The following is a 19,508-nucleotide window of genomic DNA, read 5'->3' as shown; positions in this document are numbered from 1 at the left end:
GCCGCCATGGCTGCCGAAGCCGCCGATGCCACGGATGCCGTGGTGCTCAAGACCCCGCTTCATGCGCGCCATGTCGCGCTCGGCGCCCGCATGGTGCCCTTCGCCGGCTATGACATGCCGGTGCAGTATCCGACGGGCATCCTGACCGAGCACAACTGGACGCGCGACAAGGCCGGGCTCTTCGACGTCTCGCATATGGGCCAGTGCTTCCTGATCGGCCCCGATCACGAGACCACGGCCAAGGCGCTGGAAGCGCTGATTCCCGCCGATATCGTCAATCTCGCCCCCGGCAAGCAGCGCTACTCGCAGCTCCTCAACGAGGAGGGCGGCATCCTCGACGACCTGATGATCACGCGCTCGATCGATCTCGACGAGGACGGCGCGCTCTATCTCGTCGTCAACGCCGCCTGCAAGGATGCCGACTACGCCCATATCGAGGCGCGCCTGCCGGCCAACGTGAAGCTCATCAAGGCCGAGCATCGCGGCCTGATCGCGCTGCAGGGGCCGGGCGCCGAAGCCGCGCTCGCGGCCATCGCGCCGGAAGCCGCCGAGATGGGCTTCATGACCTCGCGCACCATGAAGGTCGCCGGCATCAAGGCCAATGTCAGCCGCTCCGGCTATACCGGCGAGGACGGCTACGAGATTTCTGCCGCAGCGGCGAAGATCGGCGAGATCTGGGACACGCTGCTGCTCGATGCCAACGTCAAGCCGATCGGCCTCGGTGCCCGCGATTCGCTGCGGCTCGAAGCGGGCTTGTGCCTCTACGGCCACGACATCGACACCACGACCTCGCCGATCGAGGCCGCGCTCAACTGGTCGATCCAGAAGCGCCGCCGCGAGGAGGGCGGCTTCCCCGGCGCCGCGCGCATCCAGCGCGAACTGGCCGAGGGCACGTCCCGCATCCGCGTCGGCTTGCTGCCGGAAGGTCGCGCCCCGGCCCGCGAAGGCACGGAGATCGCGACGCCTGAGGGCGAGGTGATCGGCACCGTGACCTCGGGCGGCTTCGGCCCGACGCTGAACGGCCCGCTCGCCATGGGCTATGTCGCCAAGGCCCATTCCGCGCCGGGCACCAAGCTCAACCTCATCGTGCGTGGCAAGCCGCTGCCGGCTGTCGTGGCGCCGATGCCCTTCGTCCCCAACGGTTACAAGCGCTGATCCGATTTCCCGATTTTCGCCAGGAGGAAACCATGGCCGAGACCCGCTACACCAAGGACCATGAATATATCCGCATCGAGGGTGACACCGGCACGGTCGGCATCTCCGACTACGCCCAGTCCCAGCTCGGCGACGTCGTCTTCGTCGAGCTGCCGACGGTCGGCAAGGCGCTGAGCAAGGGCGGCGAGGCCGCGGTGGTCGAGAGCGTCAAGGCCGCTTCGGAAGTCTACGCCCCGGTTTCCGGCGAGGTCGTCGAGGTCAATGGCGAGCTCGAGGCCGCGCCGGGCACCGTCAACGAGGACCCGGCCGGCAAGGGCTGGTTCCTCAAGATCAAGCTCACGGACGCAGCCGAGCTCGACGCGCTGATGAGCGAGGACGAGTACCAGAATTACGTGAAGACGCTCTGATGTCGCTCCACCGTCATTCCGGGCAAGACGCGTAGCGGCGCAGACCCGGAATCCATCGTGGGGCACAGCGCTCTACGGTGGATTCCGGCTCTCCGCTTCGCTCTGGCCGAAATGACGGCGCGCTTTGAATCGAAAAGATACGGACGCACCCCATGCGCTATCTCCCGCTCACCGATACCGACCGCGAGGACATGCTCGCACGGATCGGCGTCTCCGACATCGACGCGCTGTTCAGCGACGTGCCGGCCGGCAAGCTGCTGAAGGCCCCGGTCGACCTGCCCCGCGCCAAGGGCGAGCTCGAGGTCGAGCGCATCCTCGGCAAGATGGCCGGCAAGAACACCGCCGCCTCCGCCGTTCCCTTCTTCGTCGGCGCCGGCGCCTACAAGCACCATGTCCCGGCGACGGTGGATCACCTGATCCAGCGCTCGGAATTCCTGACCAGCTACACGCCCTACCAGCCCGAGATCGCGCAGGGCACGCTGCAATATCTCTTCGAGTTCCAGACCCAGGTCGCCGCGCTGACCGGCATGGAGGTCGCCAACGCCTCGATGTATGATGGCTCGACCGGCACCGGCGAGGCCGTGCTGATGGCGCACCGCGTTACCAAGCGCCGCAAGGCGGTGCTCTCCGGCGGCCTGCACCCGCATTACACTGCGGTCGTCGAGACCCTCTCCGAGATGGCCAATGACGAGGTCGTGGTCCTGAAGCCGGACGTCTCGGCCAATGAGGACATCCTTTCGCAGATCGACGACAACACCTCCTGCGTCGTCGTCCAGTCGCCCGACGTCTTCGGCAACCTGCGCGACCTCAAGCCGATCGCCGAGAAGGCTCATGCCCATGGCGCGCTGCTGATCGCGGTCTTCACCGAGGTCGTCTCGCTCGGCGCCGTCGTGCCGCCGGGCGCGCAGGATGCCGATATCGTCGTCGGCGAGGGCCAGTCGATCGGCAACGCGCTGAATTTCGGCGGCCCCTATGTCGGCCTCTTCGCCGCCAAGTCGAAATATATCCGCCAGATGCCGGGCCGGCTCTGCGGCGAGACGGTCGATTCGACCGGTCAGCGCGGTTTCGTGCTGACGCTCTCGACGCGCGAGCAGCATATCCGCCGCGACAAGGCGACCTCGAACATCTGCACCAATTCCGGCCTCTGCGTGCTGGCCTTCACCATCCACATGACGCTGCTGGGCCAGACCGGCCTCGCGCGCCTTGCCGAGGTGAACCACGCCAACGCCGTGAAGCTCGCCGACGCGCTCGCGGGCGTCGAAGGCGTGAAGGTGCTCAACGACAGCTTCTTCAACGAGTTCACCGTGAAGCTGAAGAAGCCGGCCGCCGAGGTCGTCGAGGTGCTCGCCGCCAGGGGCATCCTGGCCGGCGTCCCCGTCTCGCGGCTCCTGCCCAAGGCTGGGCTCGACGACCTGCTGATCATCGCCTCGACCGAGGTGAATACCGATGAAGACCGGGCGGCCCTCGTGGCGGCGCTCGTGGAGGTGCTGTGATGTTGAACCGTCAGGGACGTCCCACCCAGGCCGGCGAGGCCTCGCATGAAGAGCACCTCACCTTCACCGGCAACAAGGCTCTCCAGCAGATCGAGCCGCTGATCTTCGAGATCGGCCATCGCGAGACGACCGGTGTCGACATCGACAAGCCGGCGCCGTTCAAGTCGCGGCTGGGCAAGCATGCCCGCCAGGGCGAGATCGGCCTGCCCGGCCTCTCCGAGCCCGAGACGATGCGTCACTATGTGCGCCTCAGCCAGAAGAACTACGGCATCGACACCGGGCTCTTCCCGCTCGGCTCCTGCACGATGAAGCACAATGCCCGCCTCAACGAGAAGGTGGCGCGCCTTCCGGGCTTCTCCGACGTGCACCCGCTGCAGCCGATCTCGACCGTGCCCGGCGCGCTCGACCTGATGCTCGAGCTCGCCCGCTACCTGATGACGCTGACCGGCATGCCGGCGGTGGCCCTCTCTCCGAAGGCCGGTGCTCATGGCGAGGCTTGCGGCATGATGGCGATCAAGGCCGCCATCGCGGCGAAGGGCGAGGGCGCGACCCGCAATGTCGTGCTCGTCCCCGAATCGGCCCACGGCACCAACCCGGCGACGGCGGCCCTGATCGGCTTCTCGGTGAAGGCGGTTCCGGCTCGTCCGGACGGCACCGTAGCGGTCGAGGACGTCAAGGCCCTGCTCGGGCCGGACATCGCCGCGATCATGCTGACCAACCCGAACACCTGCGGCATCTTCGAGCCCCAGATCGTCGAGATCGCCGCGGCAATGCATGAGGCCGGCGCCTATTTCTACTGCGACGGCGCCAATTTCAACGCGATCGTCGGCAAGGCCCGTCCGGGCGATCTCGGCGTCGACGCCATGCATATCAACCTGCACAAGACCTTCTCGACGCCCCATGGCGGCGGTGGTCCCGGTGCCGGCCCGGTCGTGCTCTCCGAGCGTCTGGCGCCCTTCGCGCCGGTGCCTTTCATCCATGTCGAGAACGGCAAGCCGCATCTGATCGAGTCGCGCGCCGAAGCGCCGGCGGGCAACCATCCCTTCGGCCGCATGACCGCCTTCCACGGCCAGATGGGCATGTATGTCCGCGCGCTCGCCTACATGCTGAGCCACGGCTCGGACGGCATGCGCCAGGCTTCGGAGGACGCGGTTCTTAACGCGAACTACATCCGTGCCGGCCTCGCGGACCTGATGTCGCTGCCCTTCCCGGACCATCCCTCGATGCATGAAGTGCTGTTCGACGACGAATGGCTCAAGGGCACCGGCGTCTCGACGCTCGATTTCGCCAAGGCGATGATCGACGAGGGCTACCATCCGATGACGGTGTATTTCCCGCTCGTCGTCCATGGTGCCATGCTGATCGAGCCGACGGAGTCGGAATCGAAGGCGGCGCTCGACCTCTTCATCGCGACGCTGCGCGACCTCGCCATCGCGGCCAAGGGCAATGACAAGGAGCGCTTCACCAGCGCCCCGCATCACGCCCCGATCCGCCGCCTCGACGAGACCCGCGCCGCCCGCTCGCCGGTGCTGAAATGGACGGAGCCGGCTCCGGTCAAGGCCGCGGCGGAGTAGGGGAGCGGCCCGCCCTGACGATATCCGTCAGCATGGTGAAGGGCGCCCGCCGATTCTTAAGCATTCCTTGACCATGTCGGGGAATGATCGCCTCCGTGCCGCCTTGTGTGGCTCGGGGGTAGTTCGATGTTCCTGCGTAACGCCATCCTCGCTACGGCGGCTGTTGCCGCCCTCGCGGCGCTACCCGCGCGCGCCAACGAGGCGAGCTATGGCCCCAACACCTATGACCGCACGCTGGAAGCGCTGATCGCGCATGAGGACGTCGCCGCGCGTGGCGGCTGGCCGAAGGTGCCGGCAGGCGCTGCATCCCTCAAGCCCGATTCGCGGGGGCCGGACGTCGTCGCGCTGAAGCAGCGTCTCGTCGCGGGCGGCGACCTTTCGGCCGAGGCCTTGCCGGGCGACGTTTATGATGCGGCCGTCGTCGAGGCGGTGAAGCGCTTCCAGCGTCGCCACGGTCTCTCGGATCTCGGCACGGTCGGCCGCCTCACCCTCAAGGCGATGAACACGCCGGTCGAGATGCGCCTCAACCAGCTCACCGCCACGCTGGAGCGGCTCAAGGGCAACGGCTTCAACTTCGCCAGCCGCTACGTCGTGGTGAACATCCCCGGCGCCAGCGTCGAGGCGGTGGAGAACGGCGAGGTGAAGGAGCGCCATCTCGCCATCGTCGGGCGGCCGGACCGGCCTTCGCCGGTGATCCAGGCCAACATCACCTCGGTCAATCTGAACCCCTATTGGACTGTGCCGATGTCGATCGTGAAGGCCGACATCATCCCCCATATGCGCAAGGATCCGACGTTCATCGCCAAGTCGAACATGAAGCTGCTCGGGGCCGAGAACAAGGAGATCGACCCGGCGAGCGTCAAATGGGCGACCCTGACCAATCCGTATTTCTACGTCCGGCAGGAGCCTGGTCCGACCAATTCGCTGGGCCAGCTCAAGATCGACATGCCCAACAGCGATGCGGTCTACATGCACGACACGCCGAAGAAGACGCTGTTCCGCAACGATGTGCGCTTCAACTCCTCGGGCTGCGCCCGCATCGAGGGTGTCCGCGACCTTGCCGCCTGGCTGCTCGAAGGCTCCGAATGGAGTCGACAGGCGATCGAGGACGAGATCGCCAAGGGCGAGCGCAAGAACATCCCGCTGAAGAAGGCGGTGCCGGTGGCGTGGGTCTATCTCACCGGGTGGCAGGGCGCCGACGGACAGGTCCAGTTCCGCGACGACATCTACGGCCTCGACACGCCGCAAGGCATCGTCACCTCGACGATCCAGCCGCGCAAGCCCAAGCCGAAAGCCACCGCCGCGGTTCCCCCAGTGAGGCCGGCTGCTGCGCCGAAGACCGCCTCGGGCAATCCGCCGGCGGCGCAGGCGACTGCCAGCAACTGAGGCGTTCTCGATCTCAAGCCCTCATCCTGAGGAGCCGCGCCAGCGGCGTCTCGAAGGATGATCCAGCCATCTCCAGAGCCTCCTGGAGCATCCTTCGGGACGCAGCCTATGGCTGCTCCTCAGGATGAGGGCTCGAATATTGGAAGAATCTAGGGCGTCTTCAGGATCGCCATCACGGCGTCGATCGCCTCAGCGCGCGCTTTCGGGTCGCTGCCGATCGTGACCATGCCGTCGGGCCGCTGGGAATACGCCGCCTTGCGCTCGCGCAAGGGCAGGTCCGGATGGTCGAAATCGTGATAGGCGCCGGGAAAGCCGACGAAGCGCGCTCCGCCGCGCTGCGCGAGCTCCTCGCAAGGTGCAGCCGGCGTCCAGTCATCGGCCAGTCCCTGGAAGATCGCCGTGTCCGTCCGGGCGCGCCAGTCACGCTTCAGCATGACGCGGCAGCCGGGATAGAAGGCGATGACGTGGCGCAGGCGTTTGGCCTCGGGGCTGTCTGCGACGCGTAGCGCCGTGGAGCCGCCATTCGACCAGCCAATCAGGCTGATGCGCTGGCTAGCGGCGAAGCTCTGCCTGTTCAGCCAGTCGACGGCGGCGAAGGCGTCGCGGGCGCGGCCGGCGGGCGTCAGCGATCGTTCACGCTCGGTGCAGAGCGCCTTGATGCCGCGCGGACCGAAGCTGTCGACCAGCAGCACGGCGTAGCCTGCCTGCGTCAGCCGCTGCGACCAGTCCGTCTCGCGTGCGCCGACCTCGCCCGAGCGCGTGTAGAGCCCCGCGCAGCCATGCAGGCCGATCACGACAGGGAAGGGGCCGGCCCCCTCCGGACGCGCCAGCCAGCCGATGAGATCCTGCGCGTCACGTGACGGAAAGCTCACCTTTTCGAAGGCGCGGGCTCCACCGAGCGTGGCGGCGAGAACGAGCGGTGCGAGCCGGAGCGAGCGAAGAAGATTGCCGATCACCGCGTCTGTCCTCCGATCCGGGGCACCGCCATCGCCAAGCTATCCCAGAGCATGATCTCGGCGGAAGCGGGCAAAGAAAAACGCCGCGCTCCGAAGAGCGCGGCGTCGAATGTTCGAACGATCCGGCCAGGGCTCAGTTGAGCTTGGCCTTGACCTCGGTGAGCCCTGCGGCGAAGGCGGCCTCGCCAGCCTTGCCGGCCATCTGGCCGCGCAAGATGGTCTCGGCGGCCTTGCTGGCGGCCTCCGCAGCCGCGGCGCGAACCTCGGCCTCGGCCTGGCTCTCAGCCTGGGCGATCTTCTCCTCGGCCGTCTTGGTCCGGCGGGCGACGAAGTCCGCGAGCTTGGCCTCGGCCTCGGCCGCGAGGCGCTTGGCCTCCTCGGTGGCGGAGGAGATGATCTCGGCGGCCTCGGCCTCGGCGGCCTTGCGCTTGGCGTCGTATTCGCCAAGCAGCTTCTCGGCCTCCACGCGCAGGCGGCGAGCCTCCGCCAGCTCATGGGCGACCTTTTCGCCGCGGGCGTCGAGGCCCTTCACGATCATCTTCGGCACGCCGAATTTGACCAGGATCGCAAGGAAGATGACGAGCGCGACGCCAACCCAGAAAGTATCCATCAAAACTCTCCTCAGCCGCGCGACAGCGCCTGGTCGACCGCTTCCGAAGCCTCGGAGGCGGTCGGGGCCTGGCCCGTCAGCTTGGTGACGATCGCGATCGCGACGTCGCTGCCGAGGCCGCGCACATTGCCCATCGCTTCGGTTTTGGTCTTGGCGATGGTCGCCTCGGCCTGGGCCAGCTTGGCGGCAAGCTCGGCCTCGGTCGCATGACGCTGGGCGTCGCTCGCCTTGGCACCGGTGTCGCGCGCCGTCTGGGCGATGCCCTGGGCGTTCTTGCGCGCCTCGGCGAGGGCCTTCTCATAGGCCTGCGCCATGTCCTCGGCCTTGGCCTGCATCTCGGCCGCCTGGTCGAGGTCGCGGCCGATCGTGTTGGCGCGCTCCTCGAGAATCTCGCCGATGCGCGGCAGCGCGACCTTCGACATCAGCCAGTAGAGCGCGGCGAAGGTGATGGCGAGCCAGAACAGGTTGCTGGCGAAATGGGCCGGGTCGAAAGGCGGAAAGGATGCTCCCTCGCCGCTCTCGCCGTGTTTTTGCTCGGCAGCCTGCGCCGCGCCAGCCAGCAGAGTGGCGAACGAGGCGACAGCCAGCGGCCATCCTTGTCGCACGAACCCTGAAGATCGAACCGGCATGGGGTGCCTTTCAGCGCAAAGGATAGGAAGAAGGTCGCGCCCGCGGCCGAAAGCGGCCAGCGCGCGCGACTTGTGTCGTGCGGTCGACGAAAACGTCAGACCACGAAGAGCAGGACGAGCGCGACGACGAACGCGAAGATGCCCAGACCTTCGGCGAGCGCCGCGCCGATGAAGGCGCGCGGGAACTGGCCGTCGGCGGCCGACGGGTTGCGCAGCGCGCCGGACAGGAAGTTGCCGAAGATGGTGCCGACGCCGATGGCGGCGAGGCCCATGCCGAGCGAGGCGAGGCCGGCGCCGATGAACTTGGCTGCAACAGGATCCATGATGTTTCTCCAGTGGGAAGGCTAAAGGGCTGGTTGAACTCTTAACGGCGCTTGCAGGGCCTCAGTGGCCGGGATGCAGCGCGTCGTTGAGATAGACGCAGGTCAGGATCGCGAAGACATAGGCCTGCAGAACCGCGACGAGGACTTCGAGCGCCGTCAGCGCGACCGCCAGCAGCAGCGGCAGCGGCGCGATGGCGTATGTGAACAAGCCAGCGGCGGCACCGGTGGTCAGCGCGACGACGAAGCCGCCGAAGACCTTGAGCGCGATATGGCCGGCGAGCATGTTGCCGAACAGGCGAAGCGAGAGCGAAACCGGGCGCGACACGAAGGAGACGACCTCGATCAGCACCACGAAGGGCAGGAGCCAGCCGGGCACGCCCGACGGCACGAACAGGCCGAAGAAATGGGTGCCATGCTTGGCGATGCCGTAGATCAGCACGACGCTCATCACGAGCACGGCCAGGGCCGCGGTGACGATGATCTGGCTGGTGACGGTGAAGGAGCCGGGAAGCAGGCCGAGCAGGTTGGACGCCAGCACGAACATGAACAGCGAGAACACGAAGGGGAAGAACTTCATGCCGTCCTTGTTCATCACCCCGGTGAGGGTGGAGGCGACGAATTCGTACATCATCTCGGCGAGCGACTGCAGCCGGCCGGGAACGACCGAACGCTGGCTCGAGCCATAGATCATGATTGCCGAGACGACCGCGGTCACGATCACCATCCACAGCGAGGTGTTGGTGAAGGACAGGTTGAGGCCGAACGGCTTCAGCTCCACGATCGGGTTGATGTGGAATTGGTGGATCGGATCGATTCCGCCGCCAGCCGCCATGATTTCGTCCCTCGTCGTGCGGCTTTATGGGCCGCCCCTTCGGTCAATCTCTCTTCGGATCGCTCTTCGACACGGAGGTCGGGCGCGAACCGAGCCGATAGACGGATCTGAAGCCCGCGATGGTTCCGATCACCAGGAAGGCGATCAGCAGGAACGGAGACGTTCCAAGCCACCGGTCGCCGAGGTACCCGATCAGGGCGCCTGCGATGATGCCGCCTGCGAGATCCGTCGCGGCGCGAAAGCCGGAGGACATCGCGCCCGCAAGGGCCTTGTCCTCTCCAGCCGGACCCGCGCCCGGCTTTTCGTTCTCCTCCGCCCGCTTGATCGCGGACTTCAGGGAACCCAGTCTTGCGCGCAACTCCGAGTCTGAGGCGTTGGGGTCAGGTTCGGTCATGGTCCCGGGTCTCCCGTCTTGATCGTGAAATCGCCACGATCCGGCGAAAAACCAGTATAACCCTGTCCAAACCCGCGCATCGAGCCGTCGTCAGCACGGCCTCCTTTATTGGCAGCCCCCCGCGCTGTCAAGGCAGGTGGATAATAGCTAACGCATTGGAATATCTGTAAATTCGGGCTAAGTGCGACATTCTCGCCGCATTGCGGCGGCGATTGTGGCATTTTTTCAGCGGCTCCAGGCGCGCTTCAGCCGGCCTCGCGGATGTGCTCGGCCGTCGCCAGATCGACCGAAACCATCTGGCTCACGCCGCGCTCGGCCATGGTGACGCCGAAGAGCCGTTCCATCCGCGCCATGGTGATCGGATTATGGGTGATCAGGATGAAGCGCGTCTGCGTGTTCCGCGCCATTTCGGTGAGCAGGTCGCAGTAGCGCTCGACATTGGCGTCGTCGAGCGGAGCGTCGACCTCGTCGAGCACGCAGATCGGCGAGGGGTTGGTCAGGAAGACGGCGAAGATCAGCGCCGTCGCCGTCAGCGCCTGCTCGCCGCCCGAGAGCAGCGTCATCACCTGCGGCTTCTTGCCGGGCGGCCGGGCGAAGATCTCGAGCCCGGCTTCGAGCGGATCATCCGAATCCACCAGCCTGAGCTCCGCCTCGCCGCCGCCGAACAGCACGCCGAAAAGCTGCTGGAAATGGCCGTTGACGATCTCGAAGGCGGCGGTCAGGCGCTCGCGGCCTTCGCGGTTGAGCGCGCCGATCGCCTGCCGCAACCGCCGGATCGCCTCGGTCAGGTCGTCGCGTTCGGATGAAAGCCCCTCGCGCTTGCCCTTCACCTCGGTGAGCTCGTCCTCGGCCCGCAGATTGACGGCGCCGAGCCGCTCGCGCTCTGCCTTGAGATTCGTCAGACGCCGTTCGACCGCCTCCGTCTCGGGCAGCGGGTCGCCGGCCTTGTGCCCCGCGATGGCCTGCAGCCCGTCGAGCCCGGTCTCCAACCCGTCCTCGATCTGGCGCGCGATATCGGCAACGCGCTGGCGCGCGGCGTCGCGCCGGGCCTCGGCCGAGGCTCTCCGCTCGCGGGCGCCGGACAGTCCCTCCAGCGCAATGCGCGCCTGCCGGTCGGCATCCGCCAGCGCGGCCTCGCCATTCGCCAGCCTGTCGGCGCTCTCGCGCCGCGCTGCCTCCGCCTGCTCGATCTCGGCGACGAGGCGCCTGCGCTCGGTCAGGAAGGTGTCGGGAGCTTCGAGCAGCGCCTGCCGCTCGGCGGTGGCCGTCGCGATGCGCTGCCGGCTCTCGCCGGCGCTCTGGCTGCTGGCGTTGGCGCGCTTGCGCCAGGCCTCGATATCGGCGGCGATGGCGGCGCGGCGGCGTGCCCGCAGCTCCGCCTCGCGCGCCAGGGTCTGCAGCCGCGCGCGGGCGTCGGAGGCGGTGGCCCGTCTTTCGCCCAGCATGGCCCGTGCCTTGAGCAGGCTGTTTTCGAGCTCCACCGAAACGGGCAGCGCGGCCAGTGCCTTCTCCTGCTCGCTCGCCTGCGCGCCGGCCTCCGCCGCGCTCTGGCCGAGCCGGCTGATCGCCTCCGTCAGGCCCGAGAGCCGTGCCGCCATCTCCGCCGCCTTGCGTTCGGCGCCGGCGAGTTGCTCGCGGCTCTGGTCCAGCAGGCGGCGCGCCTGCCGTGTCGCCTCGATCGCTGCGGTCTCGGCCTGCGCGGCGGCGCGCGTTTCCGCGATGACCGCTTCCAGCACCCCGCGCGCGACTTCGGCCGCCTCGCGGGCGGCGATGGCCTCGCGCTGGAGGTCGTCGAGCCGGTTCTTTTCGGCCAGCCGCCGCGCGGCGGGGGAGGGCGCCTCGGCGGCGCTGGTGAAGCCGTCCCAGCGCCAGACATCGCCTTCGCGCGAGACGAGGATCTGTCCAGGCGCGAGCAGGGCGCGCAGACGCTCGCCATCCGCCCGCGCGACCACGCCGATCTGGGCGAGGCGACGGCCGAGCGCGGCCGGCCCCTTCACATGGCGCGCCAGCGCCTCCGCGCCATCGGGCAGCGCCGGGTCGCCTGCGCCGGAGCCGGTCTCGCGCCAATGCGCTGGCGCGGCCGTGTCGGAGGCGGCGTCGAGATCGTCGCCGAGCGCCGCGCCCAGCGCGACCTCGAAACCCTTGGCGACCCTGATCGCCTCGATGATGGCGGGCCAGCGGCCGTCTGTGGCGGGGGCCAGCAGCTTGCGCAGCGTCCCGATCTCGGTTTCGAGCCGTTGCGCTTTGCGGTCGGCTTCGGCCAGCGGCCCGCGCGACTGATTCTCCCGCTCGCGGGCCGCCGCGAGCGCCGTGCGTGCGGCGATGGCCTGCGCATCCGCCGCCCGCATCGCCGCCTCGCCGGCAGCGAGAGCCTCGCGCAAGCCGTCGAGCGGCGCGCCGGTGCTGGCGGCTTCGATCGAGGCCTGGTCGCGCTGGAGCCTGTCGCGTTCCGCCGAGGCCCGCGCCTCGCGCTCGCGGGCTTCGCGCAGCGCGCGCTCCAGGGCGCCGCGGCGGGCGGCGAGTTCGGAGAGCGCGGCCTGAGCCGCGGTCTGCTCGGCCTCGGCGGCGGCCAGCGCCGCTTCGGCCTCTTCCTGCGCGGCCGTGGCGGCTTCGGTGCTGCCGCCGGAGCCTTCGCTTTCCCGAGCGAGCGCGGCGTCCTCCTCGGCGAGCCGGGCGAGGCTCTCGGTAGCGTCGCGGCCGATGCTCTCCTGCCGCGCCAGATCGGTCTGCAATTCGGCCAGCCGCTTGCCGAGTTCCTCCGCCCGTTGCTTCGCCCGGCGGTTCTCGGCCTCGAGCTCGTCGAGCCCGCGCTTCAGCCGGACGAGAGCCGCGGCGGCGGCTGCCTCGCCTTCGCGCAGCGCCGGCATCTCATGGGCGGCGATGGCCTGCCTTTTCGCGGCCTCGGCCTGGATGCCGGTCTGCTCCGCGACGGCGCGCACCGCCTCCTCCAGAACGTGCTCGGCTTGCGCCTCCTGCACGCGGCCATCATGCAGGGCGATCAGCGCCAGCATGGCCTCGGCCCGGCGGATATCGGCGGCGAGGCTGCGATAGCGTCCCGCCTGCCGCGCTTGCCGCTGCAACGCCTCGATCTGCCCGTCGATCTCGCCGAGCACGTCCTCGAGCCGGGTCAGATTCTCCTCGGCGCCCTTCAGCCTGAGCTCCGCCTCGTGGCGCCGGCTGTGCAGGCCGGCGATGCCGGCGGCGTCCTCCAGGATGCGCCGGCGCGATTGCGGCTTGGCCGAGATGATCTCGCTGATCTGCCCCTGGCGGACGAGGGCCGGCGAACGGGCGCCGGTCGCGGCATCGGCGAAGAGGAGCTGCACGTCCTTCGCCCGCACCTCCTTGCCGTTGATGCGGTAGGTCGAGCCCTCCTCGCGCTCGATCCGGCGCGTGATCTCGAGGACATCGGCCTCGTTGAAGGCGGCGGGCGCCTTGCGGTCGCTATTGTCGAGGGTGAGCGCGACCTCGGCCATGTTGCGGGCCGGGCGCTCGTTCGAGCCGCCGAAGATGACGTCGTCCATCCCCGAGCCGCGCATGTTCTTGAACGAGCTCTCGCCCATCACCCAGCGCAGGGCTTCGACGAGATTGGACTTGCCGCAGCCATTGGGCCCGACGATGCCGGTCAGCCCCGGCTCGATCTGGAATTCCGTCGGCTCGACGAAGGTCTTGAAGCCGGTGAGCTTGAGGCGCGTCAGATGCATCGGCGCGCCTCTTCCTTCTCCCACCAATCCCGGGCTTGCCCGAGATTGGAGCTTTTAAGCGCATGTCGGAAACATCCGACATGCGCGGGGAGAAGGTGTCTGCGAAGCAGACGGATGAAGGTTGTCAGCGCTGGGCTACCCTCATCGGTCAGCGCTTCGCGCTGCCACCTTCTCCCCCGAGGGGAGAAGGATACGCGGCCGCCCCGCTCACTTCGCGAGCAGCGGCTCCAGCACCTTGTCGAACTCGGCGATCGAGACTGCACCGGAGAGTTTCTGCCCGTTGACGAAGAAGGTCGGGGTGGCGTCCACGCCCGCCTTGGCGCCGCCATCCTTCACCGTGGTAATGGCGTCATAGATGTCCTGCCTTTTCAAGCAGGCTTCAAAGGATTCCTGCGAGAATCCGGCCTGTTTCACCAGCGCCGAAAGCGCATCGACCGGTTTGTCGACGAAGGCCCAGTTCTTCTGCTGCGAGAACAGCAGGTCGGTCATCGGGTAGAATTTGTCGTTGCCGTTGCAGCGGGCGAGCATGAAGCCGGCCGTCGCGAGCGGGTCGAGCGGGAATTCGCGCAGTGTGAAGCGGATCTTGCCGGTGTCGATGTACTTCTTCTTCAGCTCCGGCCAGGTCGTCTCGTGGAAATGGGCGCAGTGCGAGCAGGTCATCGACGCATATTCGATAACGGTGACCTTGGCGTCCGCCGGGCCGAGCCAGACATCGCCGAGCGGGCCGGCATCCGGCAGCTTGGTCTGGGCACGGGCGGCGGTGATGCCCGTGAATTCGGCGCCCGCGAGCGCGGCGGCGGCGATCCCGGCTGCGCCGGTCAGGAGCTGTCGCCTGTTGGTCATCGTGAGGGGTCCTCGAAGGGTCAAAGATCAAAATCGGGAGCTATAGAGGCCGGTGCATTGTGGCAAGAGCCCATCGGCGCCTGCGGCCTCATGCTCACGAAGCCGTGTCATTTGTGATCGGGATCGCCCTGCCGTGCCTTCTGCGACACCGCGCGGCCGAGCCGGGCCAGCGCATCGCGCAAGCCCTCATCCGCGACCGAAGCGACCTGATCCTCGATCCGCGCGGCGGCTGCGGGGTCGAGTGGCGGCGCCGGCCGGGCGGGGACGTGCAACGGCGCCACCGGGCCCTGCTTCAGCACGAGCTTGCCGACCGCGCGCCAGCCGAGATGGGTGTTGACGCGCTCGACCACCAGCGGGCCGAGCTGCTGCATCTCCAGCGCGAAGGCGCTCTCGACGCGCACGACCATCGTCGCAGGCTCCGTCGCCTCGCCCGGCACCGGGCGCCGCTTGGGCCAGTCGATCTTGAGCGGCCGCGTGCGCTGGCTCAGCCGCTCGCCGACGATCTCCGGCCAGAGCGAGACGATGGCCCGCCCCGCGAAACCCTGCGCGGCGAGCGCGGGCGCGATGCAATCGTCGATCAGCTCTGCGAGGGATTTGGCGGCCATGGCTTATTCTGCGCGTGGGGTTGGGGGCGTGGCAAGGCGGTGGGGAGGGATCGCGAGCGGATTGCTGCTTTCAACCTGTTGCAGAAGGAGCGAGATGCTCCACTCTAGGCTTCGGGCTCGTATCATGGGCCAAAGGATGCCGAGAGCAGTGATGGGACAGTTCTACGTCGTCACCGATTGCGAGTTCGACGGGCCAACGCCCGGTGAAAATTCGATGCTCTCATTCGGCTCCGTCGCCGTATCGGCCGGCGGCAGCATCTTTGGCGAGTTCGAGGCCGTTCTCGAAACTCTCGACGGGGCAGCGAGCGATCCCAGCACCATGTCCTTCTGGGAGAAGCACCCGGAAGCATGGGCGGCTGCGACCGGCAATCCAGAACCTGCCGCCACTGTCATCGGCCGATTTGTCGACTGGGTGAAATCATTCCAGGGCAAGCCGATCTTTGCGGCGCATCCCGTTAGCCTCGATGGGGCATGGTTCGATTATTATCTGCGGCGATACATGAAACGCCCGCTGTTCGAAGGGCCATGGGTTTCCGATCGGCTTTTCCATCATGCGCCCCTTTGTCTGATGTCCATGGTGGCTGGAAGCACAGGGCGAGATCATTGGGAATGCGATGTTGAGAACTATCCAACCAGATGGCTCGGCGAGGTCGAGCACACGCATCGCGCGATTGATGACGCTCGCGGTTATGCAAACCTCTTGAGCTTCTTCATTCAGAATGGGCGCGCTGTGCGCGAGTTTTAGATCTGCTCCCCAGGCTAGGCGCACAATTCAGAAAAGCTCCCTGACCCCGCCCGGCGTCTCGATGAGGGCGCCATAGCGCAATTCGGGCCCCGGAACCGCGATGGGTGGACGGTCGACAGCAAGCTCGCGGAACAGCGTCCCCATCGTTCCGGCTTCAGGATGTTCGAACCAGAAGCAAAGCAGCCGCGCGTCGAGATCGGCCATGCTCGCCATCGAACGCGGCTTGCCCCGCCTGTCGATGATGGATGGGGCACCGTCCGGGGGCAGCGCGCCATCGTCCGGGATGGCGAAATCGAAGCTCGGGGCATCCATCGGCAGCGCGATCTTCCTCCCGAAAATCTGCTCGCGGCCCCTGAGGAGGCCATCGATGTCGTCGGTTCTGGCCACCCAGCCGCGGAGCCGGCGGCCGGTATCCCAATCCCGCCTGACCTGCTTCTGGTCGTCGAGGCCGAACCAGCGCGCGCGGTCGGGCCGGCGCCCATCCGGATCGAGCGCGACGATCTCCAGATAGACCATGTTCCCGAGCTGCAGCAGGCGGTTGTGCGTGCCCATATAGGCATGCCGCTGACCGAAGGGGACGTCGATGTCGAGACAGGCGCGGACATGGTCGACGCCCTCAGCCAGGGTCGGGGCGATGACGGTGAGGTGGTCGAGCTTGAGCATGCTTCATCACTGCGGGTGATCATGCCCGCTGTCCACAGCAGGCAATTGTTGATGTGACAGTGCCGTCGCACGCCTCTTCGCAGCCTCGCCGCCACGCGCTAAACCGGCTGGATGGACGCCTCCGTTCCGATGCCCCGCGCCGCCGATCTGCTCGCCTGGTACGACCGGCATCGCCGCGCCTTGCCCTGGCGCGCGGAGGCGGGCGAGCGGCCCGATCCCTACCGCGTCTGGGCCTCCGAGATCATGCTGCAGCAGACGACGGTTACGGCGGTGAAGCCCTATTACGAGCGCTTCATGGCGCGGTTTCCGACCGTGCAGGCTCTGGCTCGGGCGCCCTCGGAAGAGGTCATGCAGGCCTGGGCCGGCCTCGGCTATTATTCCCGCGCCCGCAATCTCCATGCCTGCGCGAAGGCGGTGATGGAGAATCACGCCGGCCGTTTCCCGGACACGGAGGAGGGCTTGCGCGCGCTGCCCGGCATCGGCGCCTATACGGCCGGCGCCGTCGCGGCGATCGCCTTCGACCGGCCGGCGGCGGCCGTGGACGGCAATGTCGAGCGGGTGATGACCCGGCTTTTCGCCATCGCGGACGAATTGCCGGGCGCGCGGCCATTGATCCGCGAAAAGGTGCTGGCGCTGTTGCCGGCCGGCCGGCCCGGGGATTTCGCGCAGGCCCTGATGGACCTCGGCGCCACCATCTGCACCCCGCGCAACCCGGCCTGCGGGCTCTGCCCCTGGCGCGAGCCCTGCCGGGCGCGGATCGAAGGCACGCAGGAGAGCTTCCCGCGCAAGGCGAAGAAGAAGGCGGGGCAGACGCGCTATGGCGCCGCCTTCGTGCTGACCCGCGCCGATGGTGCGATCCTTTTGCGCACGCGACCGGCCAAGGGCCTGCTCGGCGGCATGGCCGAAGTGCCGACAAGCGAATGGCGTGCCGATTACGAGCTCGACGGGGCCGCGCAGGACGCCCCGCTGCCGCTGCGCTGGACGGAAGTGCCGCAGCCCGTCCGGCACGTCTTCACGCATTTTCCGCTGGAGCTGACGGTCTTCACCGGGGCCGTGCCGGCGAAGACCCCGGCGCCTGCGGGCATGCGCTTCACGCCGCTGGGCCGGCTCGCCGAAGAGCCTCTGTCGGGCGTGATGGTTAAGGTGCTGGCCGCCGCCGGCGTGAAGGTCACCGGCCTCAGCGCGTGACCGCCACCACGGAGCCGGTGCCGATCATCACGCCGCCTGCGGCGCGGTTCATCCTTTTCACGGCGGCCGGCGTGCGCAGCCAGCGCCGCGCCCGGCCGGCGAGCAGGACATGTCCACCGATCACCACCGCCTCGACCAGCAGGATGACGCCGGCCAGCACCGCCACCTGCGAGAGCGTCAGCTGCGGGCCGACCACATGCGGCAACAGTGCCAGATAGAACAGCGGCATCTTGGGGTTGCCGAGATTGAGCGCGACCCCCGTCAGGAAGACCGGCACGAGCGCGCGCCGCTCCGTCTCCCCGCCGGGACCCGGCAGAACCGGATCGGCGCGCCAGAGCATGATTCCCATCACCACGAGATAGGCCGCTCCGACATAGCGAAGGACCGTCATCGCGGTGCCCATCTCGGCAGCCAGCAGCGACAGGCCGAAGGCGGCGAGGATCAGGAAGATCAGGATTCCGGCCACGGTGCCCAGACCATAGGCGAGGCCCGAAGCCGCTCCATGCGAGAGCGTGCGTGCCACGATCGTCATATTGTCGGGGCCCGGGCTTGCCGCGAAGACGAAGAACGCTGCGCCAAAGGCCGCGAGGGTGCCGAGATCGAGTGTGACGGGGTCCATGAGCGGTCTCCTGCCGGTAGGGCAGGGTTAAGCATGAACCGTGCCGGCGATCGGCTCAGGCCGCCGCCATCTGCGCCCTGATCTCGCCGCGCAGCATGTCGAGCAGCATCAGCTTGCCCTCGCGCTCGACATGCCAGAAGGTCCAGCCATTGCAGCTCGGCAGGCCCTGCACCAGCGCGCCGACCTTGTGGATCGAGCCGATGGCGGGGCCGACCGACAGCGTGCCGTCGGCGCGGATGACGGCGCTGTGGCGGCGTTTGTCGTCGATGACGGTCTCGCCCGCCTTGACCAGCCCGGCCTCGACCAGGCTGAGGAAGGGCACGCGCGGCTCGCTGCGCTTCGACGGCGCGGTGGCGAAGGCTTCAGGCGGCAGCGGCTTCACCGCCGCGATGCGCTCGCGCGCAGCCTTCGCATAGACGGCTTCGCGCTCGAGCCCGATGAAATGGCGGCCCAGCGCCTTGGCGACGGCACCGGTCGTGCCGGTGCCGAAGAAGGGATCGAGCACGACGTCGCCGGGATTGGAAGCCGAGAGCAGCACGCGGGCAAGCAGCGCCTCGGGCTTCTGCGTCGGATGCACCTTCGCGCCGTCGGCGCCCTTCAGGCGCTCGTCGCCGGTGCAGAGCGGCAGATACCAGTCCGAGCGCATCTGAAGGTCGTCATTGCCGCCCTTCAGCGCCTCATAGTGGAAGGTGTATTTCGATTGCTCGCCGCGCGCCGCCCAGATCAGCGTCTCATGCGCGTTGGTGAAGCGCCGGCCGCGGAAATTCGGCATCGGGTTGGCCTTGCGCCAGACGATGTCGTTCAGCATCCAGAAGCCGAGATCCTGCAGGATCGCGCCGACGCGGAAGATGTTGTGATAGCTGCCGATGACCCAGAGCGCGCCATCGGGCTTCAGCACCCGCCGCGCCGCCGCGAGCCAGGCTTTGGTGAAGGCGTCGTATTCGGCGAAGGAGGCGAACTTGTCCCAGTCGTCGTCGACGGCGTCGACGAGGCTGTCGTCGGGCCGGCGCAGATCGCCGCCGAGCTGGAGATTATAGGGCGGATCGGCGAAGACGAGATCGACGCTCCCCGGCGGCAGGGCATTCATCGCCGCGACGCAGTCGCCGACGATGACCTGATCCAGCGGCAATGCCGCAGGAATGCCGCCCTGTTCGAGGAGGTTATGATCGTGAAGGCCCTTGGCCTTCATCCGAGCCCCCAGCGCTGGCCGTCCGGTACGCGAAACCTGAATCCGGACGGGAGCGCTGGCGGTCCCGGTACGCGAGATACCCATGACGCCAAGACCGTTACGCAACTTCAACGAGGGCGATACTGGCGAGTCAGGGTAAAGGCCGGGTTTCCGGTTTGAAAAAAATGCGTCCCATTCTGGGGCTGCAGTTTTTGCC

19 protein-coding genes are annotated in these 19,508 nt (G+C 67.8%); 7 read left to right on the top strand and 12 right to left on the bottom strand.

Translation table 11 applies throughout. The features are described from left to right. Positions 1-6 precede the first annotated feature (6 nt). The 5 genes from gcvT to AB6806_RS12045 all read left to right on the top strand — a co-directional run bounded on the left by gcvT (position 7) and on the right by AB6806_RS12045 (position 6,015). On the top strand, positions 7-1,155 hold the full coding sequence (gcvT, locus tag AB6806_RS12065) for a glycine cleavage system aminomethyltransferase GcvT (RefSeq protein ID WP_370954675.1): 1,149 nt from the start codon (positions 7-9) through the stop codon (positions 1,153-1,155). Positions 1,156-1,187: 32 nt separating this feature from the next. Then, positions 1,188-1,562, top strand: coding sequence for a glycine cleavage system protein GcvH (gcvH, locus tag AB6806_RS12060; RefSeq protein ID WP_038360938.1), 375 nt, complete (start codon positions 1,188-1,190; stop codon positions 1,560-1,562). Positions 1,563-1,714: 152 nt separating this feature from the next. Continuing rightward, positions 1,715-3,055, top strand: coding sequence for an aminomethyl-transferring glycine dehydrogenase subunit GcvPA (gene gcvPA / locus AB6806_RS12055; RefSeq protein ID WP_142020150.1), 1,341 nt, complete (start codon positions 1,715-1,717; stop codon positions 3,053-3,055). Beyond that, on the top strand, positions 3,055-4,629 hold the full coding sequence (gene gcvPB, locus AB6806_RS12050) for an aminomethyl-transferring glycine dehydrogenase subunit GcvPB (RefSeq protein WP_370954674.1): 1,575 nt from the start codon (positions 3,055-3,057) through the stop codon (positions 4,627-4,629). Before gcvPA ends, gcvPB begins: the two co-directional genes overlap by 1 nt. Before the next feature lie 126 nt (positions 4,630-4,755). Then, entirely contained in the window at positions 4,756-6,015 is a 1,260-nt protein-coding gene (locus AB6806_RS12045) for a L,D-transpeptidase family protein (protein WP_112762900.1), read from the top strand. Between the two features lie 149 nt (positions 6,016-6,164). Here AB6806_RS12045 and AB6806_RS12040 read toward each other — a convergent pair whose 3' ends face one another. From AB6806_RS12040 to AB6806_RS12000, 9 genes are all read right to left on the bottom strand, one after another. Continuing rightward, the gene (locus AB6806_RS12040; protein ID WP_370954673.1) at positions 6,165-6,971 is read right to left on the bottom strand and encodes a dienelactone hydrolase family protein; all 807 of its coding nucleotides are present in this window, start codon (positions 6,969-6,971) and stop codon (positions 6,165-6,167) included. A 133-nt stretch (positions 6,972-7,104) separates the two neighbouring features. Continuing rightward, positions 7,105-7,581 (bottom strand): F0F1 ATP synthase subunit B family protein, encoded by a 477-nt coding sequence (locus AB6806_RS12035; RefSeq protein ID WP_038360948.1) that lies wholly within the window; start codon positions 7,579-7,581, stop codon positions 7,105-7,107. A gap of 11 nt (positions 7,582-7,592) precedes the next feature. After that, a complete protein-coding gene (locus tag AB6806_RS12030) occupies positions 7,593-8,186 on the bottom strand; it encodes a F0F1 ATP synthase subunit B family protein (protein ID WP_370954672.1) in 594 nt (197 codons plus the stop codon). A gap of 119 nt (positions 8,187-8,305) precedes the next feature. After that, positions 8,306-8,533: a F0F1 ATP synthase subunit C gene (locus tag AB6806_RS12025; protein ID WP_038360954.1), complete on the bottom strand. Its 228-nt coding sequence runs from the start codon at positions 8,531-8,533 to the stop codon at positions 8,306-8,308. A 61-nt stretch (positions 8,534-8,594) separates the two neighbouring features. Then, positions 8,595-9,365 carry a F0F1 ATP synthase subunit A gene (locus tag AB6806_RS12020; protein WP_038360957.1) on the bottom strand — a complete coding sequence of 257 codons (771 nt, stop codon included), beginning with the start codon at positions 9,363-9,365 and terminating at the stop codon, positions 8,595-8,597. A 43-nt stretch (positions 9,366-9,408) separates the two neighbouring features. After that, positions 9,409-9,759, bottom strand: a complete 351-nt coding sequence (locus tag AB6806_RS12015; protein WP_051987690.1) for an AtpZ/AtpI family protein — start codon at positions 9,757-9,759, stop codon at positions 9,409-9,411. Between the two features lie 245 nt (positions 9,760-10,004). Further along, on the bottom strand, positions 10,005-13,460 hold the full coding sequence (locus AB6806_RS12010; RefSeq protein ID WP_142020154.1) for a chromosome segregation SMC family protein: 3,456 nt from the start codon (positions 13,458-13,460) through the stop codon (positions 10,005-10,007). A gap of 207 nt (positions 13,461-13,667) precedes the next feature. Further along, positions 13,668-14,303 carry a DsbA family protein gene (locus AB6806_RS12005; protein WP_038360963.1) on the bottom strand — a complete coding sequence of 212 codons (636 nt, stop codon included), beginning with the start codon at positions 14,301-14,303 and terminating at the stop codon, positions 13,668-13,670. A gap of 107 nt (positions 14,304-14,410) precedes the next feature. Continuing rightward, positions 14,411-14,908, bottom strand: coding sequence for a DUF721 domain-containing protein (locus tag AB6806_RS12000; RefSeq protein ID WP_142020155.1), 498 nt, complete (start codon positions 14,906-14,908; stop codon positions 14,411-14,413). 151 nt (positions 14,909-15,059) lie between these two features. Between AB6806_RS12000 and AB6806_RS11995 the strand changes: the two genes are divergently transcribed. Continuing rightward, complete coding sequence (locus AB6806_RS11995) at positions 15,060-15,653, top strand: 3'-5' exonuclease family protein (protein WP_142020156.1); 594 nt, start codon at positions 15,060-15,062, stop codon at positions 15,651-15,653. A gap of 27 nt (positions 15,654-15,680) precedes the next feature. Here the strand turns inward: AB6806_RS11995 and AB6806_RS11990 are convergent, their stop codons facing one another. Further along, positions 15,681-16,316 (bottom strand): VOC family protein, encoded by a 636-nt coding sequence (locus AB6806_RS11990; RefSeq protein WP_142020157.1) that lies wholly within the window; start codon positions 16,314-16,316, stop codon positions 15,681-15,683. Between the two features lie 111 nt (positions 16,317-16,427). Here AB6806_RS11990 and mutY point away from each other — a divergent pair, with 111 nt between their 5' ends. Next, complete coding sequence (gene mutY / locus AB6806_RS11985) at positions 16,428-17,504, top strand: A/G-specific adenine glycosylase (protein ID WP_142020158.1); 1,077 nt, start codon at positions 16,428-16,430, stop codon at positions 17,502-17,504. Here the strand turns inward: mutY and AB6806_RS11980 are convergent. Continuing rightward, positions 17,494-18,123, bottom strand: a complete 630-nt coding sequence (locus AB6806_RS11980) for a LysE family translocator (protein ID WP_142020159.1) — start codon at positions 18,121-18,123, stop codon at positions 17,494-17,496. The two genes, mutY and AB6806_RS11980, sit on opposite strands and share 11 nt — an antisense overlap. Before the next feature lie 55 nt (positions 18,124-18,178). Next, on the bottom strand, positions 18,179-19,396 hold the full coding sequence (locus AB6806_RS11975; RefSeq protein WP_113253988.1) for a site-specific DNA-methyltransferase: 1,218 nt from the start codon (positions 19,394-19,396) through the stop codon (positions 18,179-18,181). Between the last annotated feature and the right edge of the window lie 112 nt (positions 19,397-19,508).

It is taken from the genome of Allobosea sp. RCC_152_1 (assembly GCF_041360765.1).
Lineage (GTDB): Bacteria > Pseudomonadota > Alphaproteobacteria > Rhizobiales > Beijerinckiaceae > Allobosea > Allobosea spartocytisi.
This window is presented reverse-complemented; position numbering and strand designations above follow the sequence as displayed.

Bases quoted from the DNA above. Each gene is read 5' to 3' on its own strand.
- AB6806_RS11975 (WP_113253988.1), bottom strand. From the start codon at position 19,396: ATGGGTATCTCGCGTACCGGGACCGCCAGCGCTCCCGTCCGGATTCAG.
- AB6806_RS12005 (WP_038360963.1), bottom strand. From the start codon at position 14,303: ATGACCAACAGGCGACAGCTCCTGACCGGCGCAGCCGGGATCGCCGCC.
- AB6806_RS11995 (WP_142020156.1), top strand. From the start codon at position 15,060: ATGGGACAGTTCTACGTCGTCACCGATTGCGAGTTCGACGGGCCAACG.
- gcvPA (WP_142020150.1), top strand. From the start codon at position 1,715: ATGCGCTATCTCCCGCTCACCGATACCGACCGCGAGGACATGCTCGCA.
- mutY (WP_142020158.1), top strand. From the start codon at position 16,428: ATGGACGCCTCCGTTCCGATGCCCCGCGCCGCCGATCTGCTCGCCTGG.
- AB6806_RS12035 (WP_038360948.1), bottom strand. From the start codon at position 7,581: ATGGATACTTTCTGGGTTGGCGTCGCGCTCGTCATCTTCCTTGCGATC.
- AB6806_RS12025 (WP_038360954.1), bottom strand. From the start codon at position 8,533: ATGGATCCTGTTGCAGCCAAGTTCATCGGCGCCGGCCTCGCCTCGCTC.
- AB6806_RS11980 (WP_142020159.1), bottom strand. From the start codon at position 18,123: ATGGACCCCGTCACACTCGATCTCGGCACCCTCGCGGCCTTTGGCGCA.
- gcvPB (WP_370954674.1), top strand. From the start codon at position 3,055: ATGTTGAACCGTCAGGGACGTCCCACCCAGGCCGGCGAGGCCTCGCAT.
- gcvT (WP_370954675.1), top strand. From the start codon at position 7: ATGGCTGCCGAAGCCGCCGATGCCACGGATGCCGTGGTGCTCAAGACC.
- AB6806_RS12000 (WP_142020155.1), bottom strand. From the start codon at position 14,908: ATGGCCGCCAAATCCCTCGCAGAGCTGATCGACGATTGCATCGCGCCC.
- AB6806_RS12020 (WP_038360957.1), bottom strand. From the start codon at position 9,365: ATGGCGGCTGGCGGCGGAATCGATCCGATCCACCAATTCCACATCAAC.
- AB6806_RS12010 (WP_142020154.1), bottom strand. From the start codon at position 13,460: ATGCATCTGACGCGCCTCAAGCTCACCGGCTTCAAGACCTTCGTCGAG.
- gcvH (WP_038360938.1), top strand. From the start codon at position 1,188: ATGGCCGAGACCCGCTACACCAAGGACCATGAATATATCCGCATCGAG.
- AB6806_RS12015 (WP_051987690.1), bottom strand. From the start codon at position 9,759: ATGACCGAACCTGACCCCAACGCCTCAGACTCGGAGTTGCGCGCAAGA.
- AB6806_RS12045 (WP_112762900.1), top strand. From the start codon at position 4,756: ATGTTCCTGCGTAACGCCATCCTCGCTACGGCGGCTGTTGCCGCCCTC.
- AB6806_RS11990 (WP_142020157.1), bottom strand. From the start codon at position 16,316: ATGCTCAAGCTCGACCACCTCACCGTCATCGCCCCGACCCTGGCTGAG.